This window comes from Anaerococcus sp. Marseille-P9784 (assembly GCF_902500265.1).
Classification (GTDB): domain Bacteria; phylum Bacillota; class Clostridia; order Tissierellales; family Peptoniphilaceae; genus Anaerococcus.
On record NZ_CABVOZ010000001.1, the window covers coordinates 363,204 to 384,686 of the forward strand.

A 21,483-nucleotide genomic window follows, 5' to 3' on the forward strand; every position below is an offset into this window, starting at 1 on the left:
CCATCATCTTAATTGTTATTTAGTAAATTTTCTGCTTGAGAAATTGTATCATTGGCAATTTTTATCAAATTAACCAACTTATCGTAAACTTTTTCTATTGTTTTTGGAAAATTCTCCATCAAATATTTCGCAGCATCTATTTGTTTTTTAGAATCTTCGATAGCTTTTTCTAGGTTTTGTCTAGTTTCTTTTGAAAGCTTATTACTTGATGGTTGTTCTGTGGTTGGATTTTCAGATTTTGATTGACCAGCTCTTTCTAGTACAGTTGTAGATGAGTTTGATCTGGAAAATACATAGTCGCCGACCAAGTCTGTACTTGTTTCACTTACTGTGCCATTATTTGAAAATTCTCCTACAGCGTAATTCCACTTGCTTCCAGTGTTATTTACATCGGCATATCCTACAAAGAAATATCCTGGATCCAAGATTGCGTGAAGGTGTCCATTATCAGCTGTCATTACTCCTTTAGAAGCTATCAAATAATCGTATTCAGATTTATTTCCATTAGATCTTCTAAATGACCATTGATCAAAGGCTAAAGAAGCTCCCATGCTAGCAGAATTCATTGCAAGCACTTCTGCACCAGCTGTTATTCCCTTATAGCTAGCATCATGCCAGTTACTTCCGTCTGCTCTGGTGTGACTTAAACCTGTTATTGTTTGCTCTATTGCTCTTTGAATGGCTATTCTTTCCAATTCTGTTGACCAATGAATATCTTCTACATACTCTTCTTTACTTGTGCATTTATACGTTTTAGCTATGTCTCTTATTCTATAGCCTGTGCTATTGTTATCCTCATAACAATAATAGATATTCTCATCCCAAGCTCTCGATCTGATTTTTTTGATCTCATTTATTACAGCTTCTCTGCTTGTCTGGCTTTGATTTAATCTTAGAGATCTTTCAGGCAATTTCATATTGCCTATATTAACTCCCAAATCTAAGCCTTCACTTGCAAAGCTTGTAGTCGCTCCAATAAAAGCTGATAACACGATTGCAAAAGATATGGCAAGTGACATCATGAACTTTTTCTTATTTTTCATAATAATATCCTCCAATAATTATTATCTAATAATATTATAGCAAATAAGAAGAAAAAGTTCATTAGCCTATTAAATTTTTACAAATCGTAAAAACCATTTTTATAAGAATTTAAAGCTAATTTATAAAAAACTAAGCTGGTTACGATGATAAGAGAAATTATTAAAATCGGTCCAAGGATCTCTCCCATTGATGAAATATTCATAAGCAAGATATAAAGACCAATCAAAAGCCCAACATAAATTAGAGATAAAATGTAATAGACGAAATTTCTAAGTCCTCCCTTGCTCAATTCTTCTGGCTTTGTCCAATTTATAATGATTTTTTTGCTTCCAGTGTAAAGACCAACTATAGCAGCAAGCAAACTTGCAATTGATAAGCCCAAAAATAGTAAAATTCCATTAGCTATTCCTAGTCCTACAAATACTGCTATTAATATAGACATAACTAAGTTAAATGGCAAGCAAAGGATAAAGCTTGAGCAAAGTCTTGCCAAAAAATGTTTTTTGGGATCTATTGGCAGGCTTTGGAAAAGGTAGAAGCTCTTGTGTTCACGTGAAAGTGATGAATTTGCGAAACCGCCATTCATCCACATCAAAATTCCAAAAATTATACCAGCAAAGAAACTCCAAAATCTTCCCGTCAAAGAGTAAAGGTCATTCTTACTTATTTCTGAACCAAGACTTTTTCCAACACTTAATCCCATAACCACAAATATTATAACCATCATTACAGCCTGAGAGAAAAACACTATATTTGATGTAAGATTTTTGATATCTCTTTTTGCTATGGCATAAACTTGAGATTTTGGGACGAAACTTGTACTTTTGTTGGTATTTTCTTTTTTCTTTACTTTTGTTTCCTCGTCTTTTTCACCAAGACTTTTGTAGTAAAATTTACCAGAAAGTTTGTACATTATAAAAGTTATTGCAATAGTAATTGCCCACAAAATTAGACTGTAAGTAATTTTTTGGCCAAGAGATCCGCTTAGGCTTAGGCCGTAGAATTTAGCATTGAAAAATGCATTAGAAAAATTTGCTAAAGCAGATGTAGCTGTAGTAAAAATCTGTGATTCTTTTCCGCTATCTCCCTTAAAATTAAAGGCGAAGTAATAATACGCTCCAATTATTGCAAAAAGTATTATATAGCCTATATTTTTTAGGGCCTTTCTGTGATTACCAACTGAAGTAAATCTCATAATTATAAGTATAAGCCCAGTAAGCAAACTATATGGTATTAAAATTATAGTAAAAAAGTTTAATATGCCAAAAATTAATACACTAATGTCGAATCCTTTTATGGAAAAATAAATATAAATTCCTATTATGAAAAATAGCAAAAAGTCCACAAAAGATAGGACTGCTCCCAATAATTTGCCCATAAAAAGTTCAGATTCTGTTATTGGCAAGGTCTTATAAATATTTATTTTTGTATCGGAGAAAAAATCCGATAAGATTCTTGGAATGTAAAAGACTATTATAGAAATAGTAAGCAAAATTCCAAAAAAGGCAAAATACATGGTTTCGCCATTAGGCAAAGACAAATATAAAGTCCCAATAGCTCTCATAAATGAATAAACCACGTATGACAATAATCCATAAAGTCCAATAAAATACAAAATTCTTAGAACATAACTATTTGGCATATTCATTGCTTTTTTGTTGGGATAATATGGGAAAAATTGCTCTTTGAAGGTGTATTTTGTTATAGTTTTTAGATTATTCATCTGTTAGCTCCAAAAATACTGCTTCAAGATTTTCCTTGTGGTTGGTAGAATTTTTAATTTCATCAAAAGTTCCATCTGCTATAATTTTTCCTTTGTTGATAATTGCAATTCTATCGCAAAGTTCTTGGGCAACGCTCATAACGTGGGTTGAGAAAAATACAGATTTTCCACTTTTTGCTCTGGCTCTTAAAATTTCCTTTAGATTATAGGCAGATTTTGCATCAAGACCTACCATAGGTTCATCTAAGATAATTACTTCTGGATCGTTGATCAAAGCTCCAATTAGAGCAAGCCTTTGTGCCATACCATGAGAATAAGTTTCTATTTGCTCATTCATAGCATCTTTTATGTCAAAAAAACCTAAATAATAATCAAGTCTTTCTTTTCTGGTATTTTCATCCAAACCGTAAATATCAGCCAAAAAATTTATATATTCATTGCCCGAATAGCTTTCAAATAATTCCGGATTATCAGGTACAAAAGAAAATTGTTTTTTATATTTTATAGGATCGTCAGCTAATTTAATATTATTTATCAGAATTTCTCCACTTGTAGCTTTGTTAATGCCGACAATTGCTTTTATGGTTGTAGATTTGCCGGCTCCATTTGGCCCTAAAAATCCAAAAATTTCACCATCTCTAACCTCAAAGCTTATGTCATCTACGGCTTTTTTGCCATTGCCATAAACTTTTGAAAAGTTTTTTACTTCGATCATTTTTCCTCCTTTGATTTATTATATATTATAATTAATCGTTTTTATTTTTTTGACATTTAAGATTATACTTGTTGATTTTTTTAAAATCCAACATGTTGATAAATATAGCGATTATAACTCCAATCATAGTATCCAACATTCTGCTAAAGGCAAAGATAAAGGGTAAAGTCGTTTCTTTGCCATGATTTATAGTTATGGATAAAAAAACAATAGCCATAATCGTTATTGCTTTTGGTTTATTTAACATAGACATTAACCAAATATTAAAAGCTGCCAAAAAGCTTATTATTATTAGCTCAAGAGCATATGGAAGGGCATTTTTGGGAATTATAAGTAGGTATATTAAGCCACAAATTCCGCCAAGGATTGTTCCAAAAATCCTATTTATTCCAATCTGCTTGGTTTCTTCTACTCCTTCTTTTAGGCAAATAATTGCAGCTATGGCACTATAAAAAGGCAAACTTTCCACAGCTCTTAAATACGAAATAAGGCAAGCAAGGCTTACGGCAAAAAAAGTTTTTACTATCCTTAAACCAGGTTTTTTAAATTTCAATTTTATACTCCTTTAGTAAAATATACATCTAACTTATTATACAAGATAAAATTTCCCATAAAAGTAAAAAGCTATCTGGATAGGAATTCTTATCCAAATAGCCTTGGTTTTTATATTTTATAAATCATCTTCTATTATTGAAGATTTAGAGTAAGCTGAAACTTTTGCTTCAAAAAAGTCGGTCTTTACAGCGTTTGGATCTGAGTATTCATCAACCCATTTCATAGATGATGGAATTTCTTCATATCCTTGGTATAAGGCTTCAAATCCTAGGCCTTTGGCACGAAGATTTCCTAGATATTTAATATAATCTTCAATCATATTGCCATTTAAGCCAACTATATTATCGCCTATGGCGTATTTGCCCCAAGCAATTTCTTGCTCAACTCCTTCTTTTAGCATCTCTCTATAATATTTGATATGATCTTCTGTAAAAAGATCGGCTCTTTCTTTTCTAAGGTCATTTATTAGAGATCTAAAAAGCCACAAGTGAGTGTTTTCATCACGATTTATATATCTAATTTCTTGAACTGTTCCAGGCATCTTGCCATTTCTTCCTAAATTATAGAAGAAAGAAAATCCTGAATAAAAATAAATTCCCTCAAGTATATAATTTGCGATCAAGGCCTTCATAAAGTTAAATTCATCGTCTTTTTCCAAAAAATCATTGTATTGATTTCCTATATATTCGTTTCTGTGAAGTAGATGTTCGTCATCTTTCCACATATACAAAATTTTAGTTCTCTCTTCTGGAGAGCAAATTGTATCTAGGATGTATGAATAGGATTGGGAATGGATTGATTCCTGGTAGGTTTGAATTGATAGGCAAAGATTGATCTCATTTGCTGTTATATAAGTTTGTAGATTTGGCAAATTTGCTGTTTGTATAGAATCTAAGTAGGTTAAAAATGAAATTATTCTATCAAAGGCGAATTTTTCATCTTTGTCGAGATTTCTATAATCTTTGATATCTTGATTTAGGTTGATTTCTTCTGGAATCCAGAAGTTGTTCATTGCTTGTCTGTACCAATCGCTTGTCCAAGTGTATTTTAGATTGTTAAAATCGTTAAGATTTGTGGTATTTCCTTGGATGATTTTTCTTTTAGAAAGATCTATATCTCCATTTTCGTTAAAAATTCCACGTTTGTTGACTTCTTTTTTCTTGCTATCTTCCATAATTTCCCCCTTACAAAATATATTCTATGATAGATGTTAGTATTGATAAAATAATTCCTGCTATAACCGTACTTGATAGGTGGCTGTCTATATTTGCCCCTTCTACATATTTAAAAGCAAGATAAAGGACAAAAGCATTTATTACCAAATTAAATAAACCCAAAGTCAAAAATGTTATTGGAAAAGAAATAAAAGTTAAAATTGGTTTAACTATTTTTTGTAAAAGCGTTAAAATAGCTGCAGTTAATATAAGCGCACTTGGCTTATCAAAAGAAATATGTGAAATGAATTGACTCATAAGCCAAAGGGCTATGGCATTTGTTATAAATAATATCATAAAAACTCCTAAATTAAATTTCTTATATTCATTATATTGGATTAAAAAATTAGGGCAACGATTTGAGAAAATAAATTTTTTTGAAAAACAAAAAAATCCCACAAGTTTTTAGGTTTGTGAGATTTTTAATTTTTTAGCTAGCGCAAGAATCGCATTCCTCTACTTCAAGACTTTTTCCTCTAACATAGTAAATGGATTTTACTCCAGATTCATAGGCTTTGATGTAGATATTTAATATCTGGCGCATGGTGTATTCTGTTGTTATATAAATATTTATTGATTGGGCTTGATCTATGTGTCTTTGTCTGATTCCTGCCATTTCCATGGATATATTTTGATCTATATCGTGGGCATTTTCGTATAACCAGAAGGTCTTGGTTGTTAGTCCTGGCGCAACTCTTGGAACTATTACTCCCTTTTTTTCTTCTAGGAAATATCTGCTCATTATTGGATCTACTCCAGCTGATGTGCCAGAAATTATTGATGTTGAGCCTGTTGGAGCTATGGCCATCAAATATCCATTTCTTAGGCCATATTTAGCAACTTCTTTTCTTAGTTCTTCCCATCTTTTAGAATTGTAATCTCTTAGGTTGAAATATTCTCCGCTTTGCCAATCGCTTCCCTCAAAAACTTTGTAAGCACCTTTTTCTTTGGCTATTTCTAGGGATTCTTTGATGGCATAGTAATTTATATCTTCATAGACTTTGTCTACAAATTTTCCATGTTTTTCCCTATCTGAGAATTTGATGTTATTTTTTACTAGCATATGGTGATAGCCACTTGTACCAAGACCTATGGCTCTGTATTTTTTGTTAGTTACTTCCGCATAAGGTGTTGGATAATAATTTAAGTCAATAACATTATCCAAAGCACGAACTATGGTTCTTACAGTTTCTTCTAGTTCATTTTGGTCATTTACATCAAATCTCCCAAGAGTTAAGCTTGCAAGATTACATTCAACAAAATCTCCAGGTCTTGTTTTATTTACAATTATTGTATCTCCATTTTCGTCTACTATTTCTATAGAAACAGTTTCTGATGGACTCATGTTTTGGGCAATTTCTGTACAAAGGTTTGAAGAATATATCATTCCTTGATGTTTATTTGGATTATATTTATTTACTATATCTCTATTAAAGACAAAAGGCGTTCCAGTTTCACTCCAAGATTTGATTAGTAGTCTAACCATTTCTTTAACTGAAATGGTTCTTTTGGAAATTTCCTTATCGTCAACTAATTTTTTGTAAAATTCTTCCCATTTTTCTCCATAGGTATCTTCTAAGCAGATGCCGTATTTTTTTGAAACTTCGTGTGGATCAAACATATACCATGTTGCATTTATGTCATCTCTACAAAGTTTCCAAAAATAATCTGGCACACAAACTCCAGGGAAAATATCGTGGGCTTTCATCCTATCATCGCCATTGTTAGTTCTTAGTGCCAAAAATTCTGGCATATCCTTATGCCAAATATCCAAATAACAAGCAACAGCTCCTTGGCGAACTCCTAATTGGTCAACAGCAACTGCAGTATCATTTGCAAGTTTTATCCAGCGAATAACTCCGCCTGCAACTCCCTCAAAACCACGAATATCAGAACCATTGGCACGAACTTTGCCAAAATATAGTCCCATGCCACCACCATGCTTGGAAACTTCTGCAAAATTTGTAATTGACCTATAAATTCCCTTTAAAGTATCTGGAACTGTGTCGATAAAGCATGATGAAAGTTGGTTAAAAGGCTTTCTAGCATTGGTCATAGTCGGTGTTGCCATAGTTGCCTTTAGAGTTGAAAGGATATCGTAAAGTCTTTTGGCAAAAGCCACCCTATTTTTTTCTGGAATTGCCAAGTGCATAGCAATGCCCATAAACATCTCTTGGACAGATTCAATTATATCCCCTTGAAAGGTTTTTATTAGATATCTTTTTTTGACAAGGTCAAGGCCAGAAAAGGTGAAAATCTTATCTCTTTCAATTTTCATATATTTTTCAAGTTCATCTATGTCTTCGCTTGAATAATTTTCTCTAATGTATGGTCCATAAAGTCCATTTTCTGTCAAAAAATGAATTTTGCTTTTAAAATCTACTATGTCGTATCTTTCTTCGTTTTTTTGTATTTCCAAATCTATTTCATACATCAAAAATCTTGCTGCAATTATTTCCCAATCAGGAGCTTCTTTGGAGGTTAATTCGCTTGCTGCACGAGTTAGGGCTTTCAAAAGTCCAGCTTCTGTCATATTTTCCTTTAGGAATGATTCAAATTTGAAATACAAAGATTCTATTGGATATCTTTGAGAGTCAAATTCATCTTGAATGCTTGCAATTATCTCAATTATTTCTTTGTTAGGTATATATTTTTCAAAATCTGTAATTACCTTACGATCCATGTTGTGTTTGGCTCTATAAAGGATGTAGGATTTTACTTCCCTATAATAATTTTCATCGATTAGAGTTAATTCAACCAAATCCTGCACTTCTTCTACTGTTACGGTGTGGTCTTTTGGATATTTTTCCTTTATGGTTGATACGATTTTATCTGACATTTGCCTAAGTTTTTCATCTGTAATAAGACTATCAACAGAGGCGAAAGATTTTTTAATAGCTATCTCAATTTTTTCTTTTTCAAATGGCACAAAAGTCCCATCTCTTTTAATAATTTCCATCATTTCTCCTAAATTTTACAAAAGAAATAAACACTAGATATAGTGTTTATTTTTCATCGCTTGATTAAATTATACCATATATAGTAGCAATATGGAAATTAAATAAATAATATACAAAGGCTATTTATAGCTGTTTTGAAATTTTTATCAAAATTTTTTCTATTAATTAATAGCAATCACTAAATTTTCTTCTCTTTGATCAATAAAAGTTTTTACGTCATTTTTTATAACAACCGTATCTGCCAAAATATCCATCAATGACTGATGCATTGGCGCAAAAGCTACGATTATATATAAAAACATAAACTCATTTTGGATAAATCTTCCAAAAACTTCTCTTGTAAGAACTTGAGAAAAAGTTAATTTCTCCCCATATAAATTTATTACTCTGATATTTGTAATCATCTTTCCTAGAGTTTGACCCTTGTTAAAATAAGTCATTAGTGAAAAATATCCCAGACTTACTAAATAATAAATCAAAAGATAAAGACTAATGGAATAAAAAATTTCAAAATCATCTCCTATAAAACTTTTTATGATATTTACAAGTCCACTGATTATTATCATGTCAATTCCAAAGGCTAAAAGTCTTAGGAAAAATCCTGCATAGGCAAAATTCGGAAGATTTTTATTTGTAATAATTTTTTCACTCACAGTATCCTCCATATAAATACATTGGCTTGATTCCATCTTTTTCCATCATATCTTTGATGATTTGTAGGTCAGATTTTGCTGGATCTTTCTTTAACATAAATCCTGGAAATAATTTTGAAAAATTATTTAAGTAGTCGACTTCTTGGATAACCATTGGATCGTTTAGTTTATAGGAAGTGTCCATATCTTTTATGGCATCATCTAAATCTCCGATTTTATCAACCAAACCATTTTTTACCGCTTGACTGCCATCATAAACTCTACCATCGGCAAGTTTTCTAACGTCTTTTTCGCTTAGATCTCTTCCTTTTGCAACAACTTTTACAAAACGTCCAAAGGCAGAATCAACTAAGCCTTGAAAATATTCTTTTTCTTCTGTGTCCATATCAGAACCATAAGATCCTGCATCTTTCATCTTGCCAGTTGTTATATTTTGCTCTTTTATTCCATATTTATTAAATAATCCTTCCAAAGAATAGGATTGAATTATTACTCCAATTGAACCTGTCCACGTTTCATTTGAGGCAAAAATTTTATCGCATGGAGCAGAAATATAATAACCACCACTTGCGGCAAGCTCTCTCATTACTGCATAAACTGGTTTGTCGATCTCTTGTAGCTTTTTAATCTCTTTATAAATTCTCTCGCTTGCATAGACAGAACCACCTGGTGAGTTAATATTTAAAATAACTCCTGCCACAGTGTCGTCATCTGCCGCATTTTTTAGTGAATTTACAATTTGATCATTTGAAGGATCGCTCGCTATTACTCCATCAACATTAATAACTTTTATTTTTCTAAGTCTATTAGTTCCTGAAATAACTTCTTCTTGGTAAGTATTTGTGATTTTATCAAAAGCATCTTTAGTAATATTGAGATTTTCCTTATTAGATCCTTTATTAATATCTGAATAAATTGATAGAAAAATTACCAATATAAAAAGCCCAAAAGCAAGCCATCTTTTCTTATTATTTTCTTTCATACAACCTCCTTTAAAAGATATTTATAGTATAACATAAGTTAAGAAAAAAGATAAATTGCTTGGATAAGACTAGCAAAAAAAGTATAATATAAGTGCATGACAGTTATCGTTAACACTAGAAATAATTGTAATGTATAGGCCTTTGGCCTATTTACATATATATTTTGCTATTATTTTTAACTTTTAGCGCAAATACAAAAATAAGACTAAATCAAAAAACCACCTAGGATTTTGAACTGACCCCCAAAAGTTAGACCTAAAAACTAACTAACGGAGGTCAGTTTTTTAATGGCAAAATATAGCACAGAATTCAAAATGAAAGTAGTAAAAGAATATTTAGAATCAAACATCTCATATAAATCTTTATCAGACAAATATTGCATACCATCAGAAAGCGTAGTGAAAAGCTGGGTAAATGCATACAAATCACAAGGCTATGAAGGACTAAAAGTAAAAAGAAAAAATACACAATATACTTTGGAATTCAAGTTAAATGTAGTAAACTTGTACTTAACAGGAGAAATGTCCTATCAAAGCCTAGCAAACAATCTTAAAATCAATAATCCATCAATAATCACCCGATGGGTCAATGAATATAGAGAAAAAGGAATTGAAGGACTTAGATCTAAAAAGAGAGGAAGACCTTCAAAAATGCCAAAATCCCCAAAGAGATCAAAAGACACTAAAATAGAATCATCAGCAAACATAACTAATTTAGAAAATGAATCATTAACACAAGCACAACTAAAAGAAAAGATAAAGAAATTAGAAGAAGAAAACTATTGGCTTCAATTAGAAAATGATGCAATAAAAAAAAAGATAGAATTGTCTCAAATGACAGATACAGAAATAAGACAATTGCTGAAACAATCAAAGTCTTAAGAGATAAATACAAACTAAAAGACTTGTTAAAATACTTTAACATTGCCAAATCAACATACATGTATTGGCAAAAACGCTTAAATAAACCAAATAAAGATCTAGAATTAGAAAAGAAAATACTTAAAATAAGAAAAGACAATCCAAACTACGGCTACAGAAGAATAACAGCAATGTTAAAAAGATCAGGACTGATAATAAACAAAAAGAAAGTACAACGATTAGTTCAAAAGTTAAAACTTCAAGTAAAAAGCTATTCAAGAAAAACAAGAAAATACTCATCCTACAAAGGACAGGTAGGAAAAATATCAGACAACAAAATAAAAAGAAACTTTAAAGTGGAAACACCATACACACAAATAACAACAGACACAACAGAATTTAAGTATTTAGAAAAAGATAAAACAGGAACATATCAAATAAAGAAACTCTATCTAAACCCATACCTAGATATGTACAACAGTGAAATACTTAGCTATGAAATATCAAAACACCCAACAATAGAACCAATCTTAAAAGCCTTAGACAAAGCAATAGAGGTAACTAATAAAAATAAAGAAAAAAGAATATTCCACTCTGATCAAGGCTGGGCATACCAAGTAAAGCAATACACATCAAAACTAGAAGAAAATGACATCACTCAATCCATGTCAAGAAAAGGAAATTGCTTAGACAACTCACCAATGGAAAATTTCTTTGGGATATTAAAACAAGAAATATATTACGGAAATAAATTCTATTCATACGAGCACTTAAAACAAACAATTGAAGATTTCATAAAATATTACAACGAAGAAAGAATAAAAGAAAAATTAGGATACTTATCACCAATAGAATACAGAAAGAAGAATGCAGCATAAAAATTTCCTACCCCTAGGGGTAGGATAGGACAAAGAAATACCAGGGCTAGTTTAGTTCTAACTCTGGTATTAGGTCCAACTTTGTGGGGTCACCTTATTTTTCCTAAGTGGTTTTACTATTTTAATTCTTGTTTAAATAAACATTTTTTGAACTAGCGTTAACTAGACGGAAGTATTTTACAGGCAAGCCTGCAGCATCTCCCATGCAACCTTTTCTAGGTGTTATTGAAACGCCGTTTTTTCCATAAGACATGTGAATTATTGTATCTTTTGTTGGATTTAGTATAAATCCTGTATGACCACCTGCTCCTAGAGATTCTCCTGGAGTACCTGCTACAAATATGTCCCCATATCTAAGTTCAGATTCTTTAACTTCGTACATTACCTTACCTTGAGCGCCCATTTTGAATAGACTTTCGGTATTACCTACCCAAGCTTTTTCTGATAAGAATCCTCCATAGATTAAAGATCTGTATACAGCTGATGAACAGTCTGCTTGCATGTCTGATGTGCGTTGAGGACCCATATTATAAGTCATCTTTTTTAATCTGGCATTAAACATCCATTCCATAGCCTTATCTATTGATCTTTCACCATAGAAATTATTTTCTAAGTTTATTTTTGGTCCTTCTACCACTGCAACTCCGTTTGCATCAACTTTGTATGTTTGACCATTTTTTGTAATTGTTTGGTTGCCTGTTAGACCATTTGCTGTAAAGTAATAATTTTTGCCATCAATTTTCCAAAGACCAACTTTTACATAGCCAGCTTCGTTTGTGTGGTATTTTTTGCCATTATAATTTACCCAAGAATTCTTAGGAATGCTAACTATACCCTTCTTGTCGACATTGAAAAATTTGCCAGCAGAAATTACTGATGTATCTTGGAACATCACACCATTATCATCAAATACATATGTATTATTATTTATTGTTTGAACTCCCTTTAGGATAGTTCCATCGCTACCTGTTCTGTAGGTTTTGCCATTCATTGCAAACCAAGTATCTTTTTTATTAGTTACAACACCACGATCATTTACTGTAAAATATCTTTTGTCAGTAAGGATTTTTTTGTTTGTAACAAGAGCTCCATCAGAGTTAAAATAATAGTATTTTCCTCCAATTTTAGTAATTCCCTTTGCTAGATTACCATTATTGTCATTATAATAAACATTTGCTCCTATGGCTTCCCATTTATTTTTAGGTGCAGTCATCACACCATTACTTGCTATATCATAGTGAGCATTGTTTGTTACTATAATCTTATTTCTTTGAAGAATTCCTTCTGTATCAAAATAATATTTCTTATTTTTGATTTCCTTTACGCCTTTGGCCAAATTGCCATTTTCATCGGAATAATAAACATTTTTGCCAATGCTTGACCAATATGATTTTGGATTTGTGGCATTACCTTTTTTATCTATATTGTAAAATTTGTTATTAACTATAACTTGTGCGTTTTTAACTAATTTATTGTTTTCGTAATATTTTGTTGTATTATTTTCTTCTACTATAACGCCTGTGCCTTTTGGGGCATAATAAGTTTTTTCTTCTATTTGGCTTTCTTTTGTTGCTGTAGCTTTTTCGCTATTTGCAAAATTTTCATTTGTAGATTTTAAAATATCATCAAGATTGCTATCATCATAATAAATAAGATCAGCATTTTTCTCTTCTTGCTCTTTATCTTGATTGTTATTTATAGATTTTAAAAGTTCGTCAATATTTTCACTATTTTCTTCAGTATTTTCATCTATTGTATTATTATCTGAATCTGAGTTATTATAATATTCCTCAAGTATATTTTGATTTAAAGAATCTGCGCTTATTTTCTTATCTTCATTATCTAAAGTTAAGTTGGCATTTTCATTTATAAAGTTTGCTTCTGTTTCAATATTAAGAGAATTTGCCTCTTCTTTGTCAAAAGATTGTAAGCTTTCTTTATTAGCTTTAGTATTTATCTCTAATTCATCTGTATTATTTGAGATACTATTTTCTGTATTATTCTCTTGGGTATTACTTACCGAGTTTGATTCAACATTTAGATCGTATCCTTCATCCGCATATGAATTATCAACTAAGGTTACAGCTTGAGATACAAATAATGTTGAGGCAAGCAATAGTGTCTTATTAATTTTCTTCATTTACTACCTCATTTTTTATTACAATAATATTACAAGATAAAATTATTTATTAGTTCAAAAACTATTATAAACCAATTTAAAAAAAATTGCAACAAAAAGGTTACAACTTTTGTAAATTTTTAGTATTTTTTGGGATGATTCTTGCAAAAACATTACAGTTTCGCCAAAAGCTATTAATTCTAGTGAAAAAATGATAAAATAAAATAAATCCAAGGAGGAGTTATGAATAAGAAAAAAATTATAACAAGCCTAGCTTTAATTTTAATACTAAGCTCTTGCAGCAATAAAGCAAAAACTACAAAAAATCCTGTAAGTGAAGAAACAATAGCAGCTGCTTTAGACGATGGAAAAACAGAAGATGAATCTTCTGATATTGATATTAAAAAAGACGATTCTTTAAATAAAAATACAGACGAAAAAGAAATTGATTATGATAGATGGAGAAAGATGATAGTTGAAATAGGAGATTTCTCTGAAACCTTAGCCGATAATTTAAGCGATGATCAACTAGATGATCTTATCACAAAAGCCAAAAAAGCTTCCAAAACAACTGGATATTGGGATGTAAAAGACTTTGTGTTTCAACAATTATCAAAAATGTACCCTGAATTATCCAACAAATTTCCATTAGATTCTGTAGAAAAAAAATATTACCAAGAAGCTAGCAAAGAAGGCGAGCTAACAAATAAATACGAACACGAAAGAAGACTAATGGCTGATTGGGGCTATGATGCTGGCAAAGTTTGGACTTTCCAAGATAAATTCATAGAAGATGCCCTAAACATAGCTTATTTGGAAGATGACCAATTATATTACGAAGACTATGTAAAAAGAGCCGCCCAAATCCTCTTCCAAGAAGATAAGGAAGAAAGTGATGAAGAAACGAGCGAAGAAAATGACAATACAACAAAGAAAACAAAAAAACAAGCTATAAGAAGATTTGGCTCAAGTCAAGTAGACTACGACGCCCTAAAATCAGCTCTTGTTTCCTATTATGAATTTGCTCCATCAACAGTAAATCAAATGACCAACGAAGATATAGACCTTGCCTACACCAAGGCCATGGATAGACTAGAAGAAACTGGTATCGGCGATATAGGCTTGATATTTGAAGAACTAGGAAAAATGTTCCCAGGAGCATCAACCATGTATCCAGGTAATAAAGAATAAAATTAATGACAAAAAAAATCGACCCAAAAGTCAACATGAACTGACCCCCAAAAGTTAGACCTAAAAACTAACTAACGGAGGTCAGTTTTTTAATGGCAAAATATAGCACAGAATTCAAAATGAAAGTAGTAAAAGAATATTTAGAATCAAACATCTCATATAAATCTTTATCAGACAAATATTGCATACCATCAGAAAGCGTAGTGAAAAGCTGGGTAAATGCATACAAATCACAAGGCTATGAAGGACTAAAAGTAAAAAGAAAAAATACACAATATACTTTGGAATTCAAGTTAAATGTAGTAAACTTGTACTTAACAGGAGAAATGTCCTATCAAAGCCTAGCAAACAATCTTAAAATCAATAATCCATCAATAATCACCCGATGGGTCAATGAATATAGAGAAAAAGGAATTGAAGGACTTAGATCTAAAAAGAGAGGAAGACCTTCAAAAATGCCAAAATCCCCAAAGAGATCAAAAGACACTAAAATAGAATCATCAGCAAACATAACTAATTTAGAAAATGAATCATTAACACAAGCACAACTAAAAGAAAAGATAAAGAAATTAGAAGAAGAAAACTATTGGCTTCAATTAGAAAATGATGCAATAAAAAAAAAGATAGAATTGTCTCAAATGACAGATACAGAAATAAGACAATTGCTGAAACAATCAAAGTCTTAAGAGATAAATACAAACTAAAAGACTTGTTAAAATACTTTAACATTGCCAAATCAACATACATGTATTGGCAAAAACGCTTAAATAAACCAAATAAAGATCTAGAATTAGAAAAGAAAATACTTAAAATAAGAAAAGACAATCCAAACTACGGCTACAGAAGAATAACAGCAATGTTAAAAAGATCAGGACTGATAATAAACAAAAAGAAAGTACAACGATTAGTTCAAAAGTTAAAACTTCAAGTAAAAAGCTATTCAAGAAAAACAAGAAAATACTCATCCTACAAAGGACAGGTAGGAAAAATATCAGACAACAAAATAAAAAGAAACTTTAAAGTGGAAACACCATACACACAAATAACAACAGACACAACAGAATTTAAGTATTTAGAAAAAGATAAAACAGGAACATATCAAATAAAGAAACTCTATCTAAACCCATACCTAGATATGTACAACAGTGAAATACTTAGCTATGAAATATCAAAACACCCAACAATAGAACCAATCTTAAAAGCCTTAGACAAAGCAATAGAGGTAACTAATAAAAATAAAGAAAAAAGAATATTCCACTCTGATCAAGGCTGGGCATACCAAGTAAAGCAATACACATCAAAACTAGAAGAAAATGACATCACTCAATCCATGTCAAGAAAAGGAAATTGCTTAGACAACTCACCAATGGAAAATTTCTTTGGGATATTAAAACAAGAAATATATTACGGAAATAAATTCTATTCATACGAGCACTTAAAACAAACAATTGAAGATTTCATAAAATATTACAACGAAGAAAGAATAAAAGAAAAATTAGGATACTTATCACCAATAGAATACAGAAAGAAGAATGCAGCATAAAAATTTCCTACCCCTAGGGGTAGGATAGGACAAAGAAATACCAGGGCTAGTTTAATTCTAACTCTGGTATTAGGTCCAACTTTATGGGGTCATCTTAACAAACTTTTGGGTCGGTTTTTTTACATTATAAATACTCTAAGCAATTTTTAAAGTAAAAATCAATCCATTGTAAATAATTTTTCTAATCAATTTTTTTAAAAAATAAATATTTATAAAGCTTGCCCGATTGATCTTTTTGTGATCTAATTATTATAGAAAATATAAATAATGCCTTTGAAAATGACTATTTAAGTACCATAACGTCTAATATTAATCCACTAGCTGCAGAAGATGATATCTTTATATCTGCACTTAATAATAATATTTATGATGTCAATAAAGATACTACAAGAATGATACTCGTGGATTTGGAAAGAGAATATGGAAACTACTTTAATAAACAAAGACCAGATAATTTAAACGACAAAAATTCAAAAGGTTTATATTATTGGACTTTAGAGCACATAATGCCACAAACTATTAAGCAAGGCTCAATTTGGGAAAAGAATCTAATTGAAAAATATGGAGTTAAAGAAAAAGACCAATTGTTTTTGGATAACGTTCATAAATTAGGAAATCTAACACTTACAGGTTATAATACTGAACTTAGCAACAATGAATTTGTCGATAAAAGAGATTATAAAGATCCTAAAACCGGAACTTTCGAAGGTCTAAGGACACCATTATTCCTAAATGAAAGCATCGCAAATATTAAATTAAATCAAAGCATAAACGAAAAAGATTCTTGGACAATTGATGATATTAATAGAAGAAATGAAGATTTGATAAATAAAGTTGTTGAAATTTACACATTAGATTAAAAAATTCATAAGCATAAATTTCTTTTAAAATAATTAACTTCCACATAAAAAAAGTAGCCGAAGCTACTTTTTTTCATATATAAACTTGGAAATCTTGCAATTTAAAACAAAATTTTAAATCGAAAGATTTGTTTTTCCCATAGACGGACTAACATTAATCTCAAATTGACCTACTAAAACAGATGATACTGTTGTAGTAATTAGAGAGAATATTAATCTGCCAAATGGAATATATGTTAAGGACATTACTAAGACAATTACGTCCATTAGTAAGTAGGCATAAGAAATATTTATCTTAGCCTTGTTTGCTACTACAAGGGCCAAGGCGTCATCTCCACCTGTGGCTCCTCCATGAGATACTACAAGTCCACAACCTAGTCCAATTCCAATACCTCCAACTATAGCTGCCAAGAGTGGATAGTTATAAAGATTAGGAAGAATTGGTCCCATAAGGGAAAATATTTTATAAAAAACAGCAAATAATAAAGAAGCTAATAAAGTCTTTCTTAAAAATGCCTTTCCAAAAATATTTATTCCAATAATAACACAAATAACGTCCATTATTGGACTTAGAATTGATGGATTTATACCAATAGTCTTATAAGACAATAAGGCCAGTCCTAGGATTCCACCTTCTGTGATTTGAGATGGGATATGGATATTTACAACTGTAAAAGCCTCAATCATAGATCCTAAGATAATATTAATTAGTCCTGCTCTTGTTAATTTAAACCAAGTCAGCTTTTGATTTAGCATTTTAACACCTCCTTAATATTTCGCAATACTAGAAGGGTATCCAACCAACAAAAAAAGACTGCTGTCGGCCGTAAGGATAACCTTCGTACTTTTGCAATCTCGTGGTGTTGATGCTTTTTATTTGCTGATTTTTTCTTGTAAAAACTCTGAGCGTAATAGTTACTTTTTAGCTTTTTATCTGCCACATCAGGCATATAGAAGACTCTCTTTTCGTAAACTTTAGCATCAGATAAAAACTACCTGAAAATTTCGGTAACCACCGTAAAATACTTAAATCAACGTTAATATTATAGCTTTTTCTTTTTAAAATTGCAAGGTCTTTTTTTAAAAAATATATCATTTCTTAAAACTTTCACAAATTAATCTTGAAAAATTTCTCACAAAAAAAGACCGCAGATTTTTTGATTAGCTATAAAGATAATGTTTATTTGCTAATTAACTCTGCAGTCTTTTTTCAATCTAAAATTTCTATTTTATTGTTTATTTCTCTTTTTAATAGCAAATAACATAGGATTGAGTTTAGGGTTTCTGCTATGAAAAATGCCCACCAGGATAGTTCTAGATTGCCTGATAATGTGAAGAAATAAAATATTGGTAGGAGAATAAAAAATTGTCTTAAAAATGATTGGAGTATGGCTATTTGCCAATTGCCCAAAGATTGAAATACTCCTCCTACTGCTATTACTGATGGAATTGCTGCAAAATATGATAGTGAAACTATGCGCATCATTGGAATTCCTATTTCAACCATTTTATCAGTAGCGTTAAAAAATCCCAAAAGTTCTCTTGGAAATATCCACATTATTATTATGGATACTAATACTAGACCAAAGGAGCTTATCATGGAAAGTTTTATGGCTTCTTTGATTCTTTCTTTTTTCCTTGCTCCATAATTGTAGGAAACAATTGTTGTTAGCGCATTTGTGATTCCTATTACTGGCAAAAAGGCAAAGGATTGGAATTTAAACATTACTCCATAGGCAGCTATGGCTGATTGGCCAAATGTTTTTAGGATTATATTTAGGATAAAGACTATTATTGATCCCATGGTACTCATTACAATTGATGGTAGTCCTATCCAAAAAATTTGTTTCATTATGTCTGAATGGAATTTGAATTTGTCTGAGTTAAAGTTTATTTCCTTATTTTTTGTTTTGTTAAAATAAAGTCCTATCAAAGCTCCACCTACTTGACCAAGTACAGTTGCTATTGCTGCTCCCTTTACTTCAAGTCTTGGAAATCCAAATAGTCCAAAGATAAAAATCGGATCTAGGATTAGATTTATGACAGCCCCTGAGATTTGTGTAATCATGGTAAAGTTGGTTAGGGATGTTGCTTGTAAGAGTTTTTCTGCTAAGATTTGGAAAAATAATCCTGCACTAAATATGGTTACAATAGATAAATAATCCTTGGTGTAGGCTGTTACAATGGCTTTTTGTCCTTGAGCGTTTGCATAAGTATCGGTAAAAAATATGCCAAAAAGTGCAAAGCCAATATATGTTAATATGCAAAGAAGTATCCCGTGAAGGGCAACCGACCTTACTTTTTCAAAAGATTTTTCACCCAAAAACCTACTTAGAAGCGCTGATGAACCAACTCCAATTCCTACTCCAAAGGCGATTATGATACTTTGGACTGGAAAAGCCAAAGATACGGCTGTCAAGGCTTCTTCTGAGATTCTTGCTACAAATATTGAATCTACGATGTTATATATGGATTGGACAAGCATTGATATTACCATTGGTATGGACATTTCAAATAATAGTTTACCAACTGGCATAATCCCCATTTTATTTTCTTTTATATTAATTTCTGCCATAGATACTCCTTTTGTAGTTAATCTTATTTACAAAGGTTAATGATATCCAAATCAGGAGATTTTGTCAAGAAAAAAGACCAGTTATGAACTGACCCCCAAAAGTTAGACCTAAAAACTAACTAACGGAGGTCAGTTTTTTAATGGCAAAATATAGCACAGAATTCAAAATGAAAGTAGTAAAAGAATATTTAGAATCAAACATCTCATATAAATCTTTATCAGACAAATATTGCATACCATCAGAAAGCGTAGTGAAAAGCTGGGTAAATGCATACAAATCACAAGGCTATGAAGGACTAAAAGTAAAAAGAAAAAATACACAATATACTTTGGAATTCAAGTTAAATGTAGTAAACTTGTACTTAACAGGAGAAATGTCCTATCAAAGCCTAGCAAACAATCTTAAAATCAATAATCCATCAATAATCACCCGATGGGTCAATGAATATAGAGAAAAAGGAATTGAAGGACTTAGATCTAAAAAGAGAGGAAGACCTTCAAAAATGCCAAAATCCCCAAAGAGATCAAAAGACACTAAAATAGAATCATCAGCAAACATAACTAATTTAGAAAATGAATCATTAACACAAGCACAACTAAAAGAAAAGATAAAGAAATTAGAAGAAGAAAACTATTGGCTTCAATTAGAAAATGATGCAATAAAAAAAAAGATAGAATTGTCTCAAATGACAGATACAGAAATAAGACAATTGCTGAAACAATCAAAGTCTTAAGAGATAAATACAAACTAAAAGACTTGTTAAAATACTTTAACATTGCCAAATCAACATACATGTATTGGCAAAAACGCTTAAATAAACCAAATAAAGATCTAGAATTAGAAAAGAAAATACTTAAAATAAGAAAAGACAATCCAAACTACGGCTACAGAAGAATAACAGCAATGTTAAAAAGATCAGGACTGATAATAAACAAAAAGAAAGTACAACGATTAGTTCAAAAGTTAAAACTTCAAGTAAAAAGCTATTCAAGAAAAACAAGAAAATACTCATCCTACAAAGGACAGGTAGGAAAAATATCAGACAACAAAATAAAAAGAAACTTTAAAGTGGAAACACCATACACACAAATAACAACAGACACAACAGAATTTAAGTATTTAGAAAAAGATAAAACAGGAACATATCAAATAAAGAAACTCTATCTAAACCCATACCTAGATATGTACAACAGTGAAATACTTAGCTATGAAATATCAAAACACCCAACAATAGAACCAATCTTAAAAGCCTTAGACAAAGCAATAGAGGTAACTAATAAAAATAAAGAAAAAAGAATATTCCACTCTGATCAAGGCTGGGCATACCAAGTAAAGCAATACACATCAAAACTAGAAGAAAATGACATCACTCAATCCATGTCAAGAAAAGGAAATTGCTTAGACAACTCACCAATGGAAAATTTCTTTGGGATATTAAAACAAGAAATATATTACGGAAATAAATTCTATTCATACGAGCACTTAAAACAAACAATTGAAGATTTCATAAAATATTACAACGAAGAAAGAATAAAAGAAAAATTAGGATACTTATCACCAATAGAATACAGAAAGAAGAATGCAGCATAAAAATTTCCTACCCCTAGGG

At 30.8% G+C, this 21,483-nt stretch carries 20 protein-coding genes; 8 read left to right on the plus strand and 12 right to left on the minus strand.

Annotated elements, in window-relative coordinates:
• Nucleotides 1-8: 8 nt before the first annotated feature.
• The 9 genes from GAN53_RS01805 to sppA form a co-directional block, all read right to left on the minus strand.
• The gene (locus GAN53_RS01805; protein ID WP_151409311.1) at nucleotides 9-1,043 is read right to left on the minus strand and encodes a CAP domain-containing protein; all 1,035 of its coding nucleotides are present in this window, start codon (nucleotides 1,041-1,043) and stop codon (nucleotides 9-11) included.
• A 77-nt stretch (nucleotides 1,044-1,120) separates the two neighbouring features.
• Nucleotides 1,121-2,767 carry a hypothetical protein gene (locus GAN53_RS01810; RefSeq protein WP_151409312.1) on the minus strand — a complete coding sequence of 549 codons (1,647 nt, stop codon included), beginning with the start codon at nucleotides 2,765-2,767 and terminating at the stop codon, nucleotides 1,121-1,123.
• Nucleotides 2,760-3,482 carry an ABC transporter ATP-binding protein gene (locus GAN53_RS01815; protein ID WP_151409313.1) on the minus strand — a complete coding sequence of 241 codons (723 nt, stop codon included), beginning with the start codon at nucleotides 3,480-3,482 and terminating at the stop codon, nucleotides 2,760-2,762. Before GAN53_RS01815 ends, GAN53_RS01810 begins: the two co-directional genes overlap by 8 nt.
• A 31-nt stretch (nucleotides 3,483-3,513) precedes the next feature.
• Nucleotides 3,514-4,035: an FUSC family protein gene (locus tag GAN53_RS01820; RefSeq protein WP_151409314.1), complete on the minus strand. Its 522-nt coding sequence runs from the start codon at nucleotides 4,033-4,035 to the stop codon at nucleotides 3,514-3,516.
• 117 nt (nucleotides 4,036-4,152) lie between these two features.
• On the minus strand, nucleotides 4,153-5,211 hold the full coding sequence (locus tag GAN53_RS01825) for a ribonucleotide-diphosphate reductase subunit beta (RefSeq protein ID WP_151409315.1): 1,059 nt from the start codon (nucleotides 5,209-5,211) through the stop codon (nucleotides 4,153-4,155).
• A gap of 10 nt (nucleotides 5,212-5,221) precedes the next feature.
• Nucleotides 5,222-5,548, minus strand: coding sequence for a phage holin family protein (locus GAN53_RS01830; RefSeq protein ID WP_151409316.1), 327 nt, complete (start codon nucleotides 5,546-5,548; stop codon nucleotides 5,222-5,224).
• 133 nt (nucleotides 5,549-5,681) lie between these two features.
• Entirely contained in the window at nucleotides 5,682-8,210 is a 2,529-nt protein-coding gene (locus GAN53_RS01835; RefSeq protein WP_151409317.1) for a ribonucleoside-diphosphate reductase subunit alpha, read from the minus strand.
• A gap of 162 nt (nucleotides 8,211-8,372) precedes the next feature.
• The gene (locus GAN53_RS01840; protein WP_225791799.1) at nucleotides 8,373-8,864 is read right to left on the minus strand and encodes an RDD family protein; all 492 of its coding nucleotides are present in this window, start codon (nucleotides 8,862-8,864) and stop codon (nucleotides 8,373-8,375) included.
• Nucleotides 8,857-9,846 (minus strand): signal peptide peptidase SppA, encoded by a 990-nt coding sequence (gene sppA, locus GAN53_RS01845; RefSeq protein ID WP_151409318.1) that lies wholly within the window; start codon nucleotides 9,844-9,846, stop codon nucleotides 8,857-8,859. The genes GAN53_RS01840 and sppA overlap by 8 nt, the downstream gene beginning before the upstream one ends.
• Nucleotides 9,847-10,134: 288 nt before the next feature.
• On the opposite strand from sppA, the gene GAN53_RS01850 reads away from it, so the two are divergent.
• A complete protein-coding gene (locus GAN53_RS01850) occupies nucleotides 10,135-10,728 on the plus strand; it encodes a helix-turn-helix domain-containing protein (RefSeq protein ID WP_151409095.1) in 594 nt (197 codons plus the stop codon).
• Complete coding sequence (locus GAN53_RS01855; RefSeq protein WP_263969942.1) at nucleotides 10,716-11,585, plus strand: IS3 family transposase; 870 nt, start codon at nucleotides 10,716-10,718, stop codon at nucleotides 11,583-11,585. The genes GAN53_RS01850 and GAN53_RS01855 overlap by 13 nt, the downstream gene beginning before the upstream one ends.
• Nucleotides 11,586-11,706: 121 nt before the next feature.
• Here the strand turns inward: GAN53_RS01855 and GAN53_RS01860 are convergent, their stop codons facing one another.
• Nucleotides 11,707-13,725 carry a peptidoglycan amidohydrolase family protein gene (locus GAN53_RS01860; RefSeq protein WP_151409319.1) on the minus strand — a complete coding sequence of 673 codons (2,019 nt, stop codon included), beginning with the start codon at nucleotides 13,723-13,725 and terminating at the stop codon, nucleotides 11,707-11,709.
• Nucleotides 13,726-13,947: 222 nt separating this feature from the next.
• Here GAN53_RS01860 and GAN53_RS01865 point away from each other — a divergent pair, with 222 nt between their 5' ends.
• From GAN53_RS01865 to GAN53_RS01880, 4 genes are all read left to right on the plus strand, one after another.
• On the plus strand, nucleotides 13,948-14,895 hold the full coding sequence (locus GAN53_RS01865) for a hypothetical protein (protein ID WP_151409320.1): 948 nt from the start codon (nucleotides 13,948-13,950) through the stop codon (nucleotides 14,893-14,895).
• A gap of 92 nt (nucleotides 14,896-14,987) precedes the next feature.
• Entirely contained in the window at nucleotides 14,988-15,581 is a 594-nt protein-coding gene (locus tag GAN53_RS01870; protein ID WP_151409095.1) for a helix-turn-helix domain-containing protein, read from the plus strand.
• Nucleotides 15,569-16,438 carry an IS3 family transposase gene (locus tag GAN53_RS01875; RefSeq protein ID WP_263969942.1) on the plus strand — a complete coding sequence of 290 codons (870 nt, stop codon included), beginning with the start codon at nucleotides 15,569-15,571 and terminating at the stop codon, nucleotides 16,436-16,438. Before GAN53_RS01870 ends, GAN53_RS01875 begins: the two co-directional genes overlap by 13 nt.
• A 335-nt stretch (nucleotides 16,439-16,773) precedes the next feature.
• Nucleotides 16,774-17,298 carry an HNH endonuclease family protein gene (locus GAN53_RS01880; protein ID WP_263969944.1) on the plus strand — a complete coding sequence of 175 codons (525 nt, stop codon included), beginning with the start codon at nucleotides 16,774-16,776 and terminating at the stop codon, nucleotides 17,296-17,298.
• 114 nt (nucleotides 17,299-17,412) lie between these two features.
• Here GAN53_RS01880 and GAN53_RS01885 read toward each other — a convergent pair whose 3' ends face one another.
• Entirely contained in the window at nucleotides 17,413-18,054 is a 642-nt protein-coding gene (locus tag GAN53_RS01885; protein ID WP_151409322.1) for a YitT family protein, read from the minus strand.
• Between the two features lie 454 nt (nucleotides 18,055-18,508).
• Nucleotides 18,509-19,873: an MATE family efflux transporter gene (locus tag GAN53_RS01890; RefSeq protein WP_151409323.1), complete on the minus strand. Its 1,365-nt coding sequence runs from the start codon at nucleotides 19,871-19,873 to the stop codon at nucleotides 18,509-18,511.
• Between the two features lie 140 nt (nucleotides 19,874-20,013).
• Here GAN53_RS01890 and GAN53_RS01895 point away from each other — a divergent pair, with 140 nt between their 5' ends.
• Entirely contained in the window at nucleotides 20,014-20,607 is a 594-nt protein-coding gene (locus GAN53_RS01895; RefSeq protein WP_151409095.1) for a helix-turn-helix domain-containing protein, read from the plus strand.
• On the plus strand, nucleotides 20,595-21,464 hold the full coding sequence (locus tag GAN53_RS01900) for an IS3 family transposase (RefSeq protein ID WP_263969942.1): 870 nt from the start codon (nucleotides 20,595-20,597) through the stop codon (nucleotides 21,462-21,464). Before GAN53_RS01895 ends, GAN53_RS01900 begins: the two co-directional genes overlap by 13 nt.
• The last annotated feature ends 19 nt before the right edge of the window (nucleotides 21,465-21,483 follow it).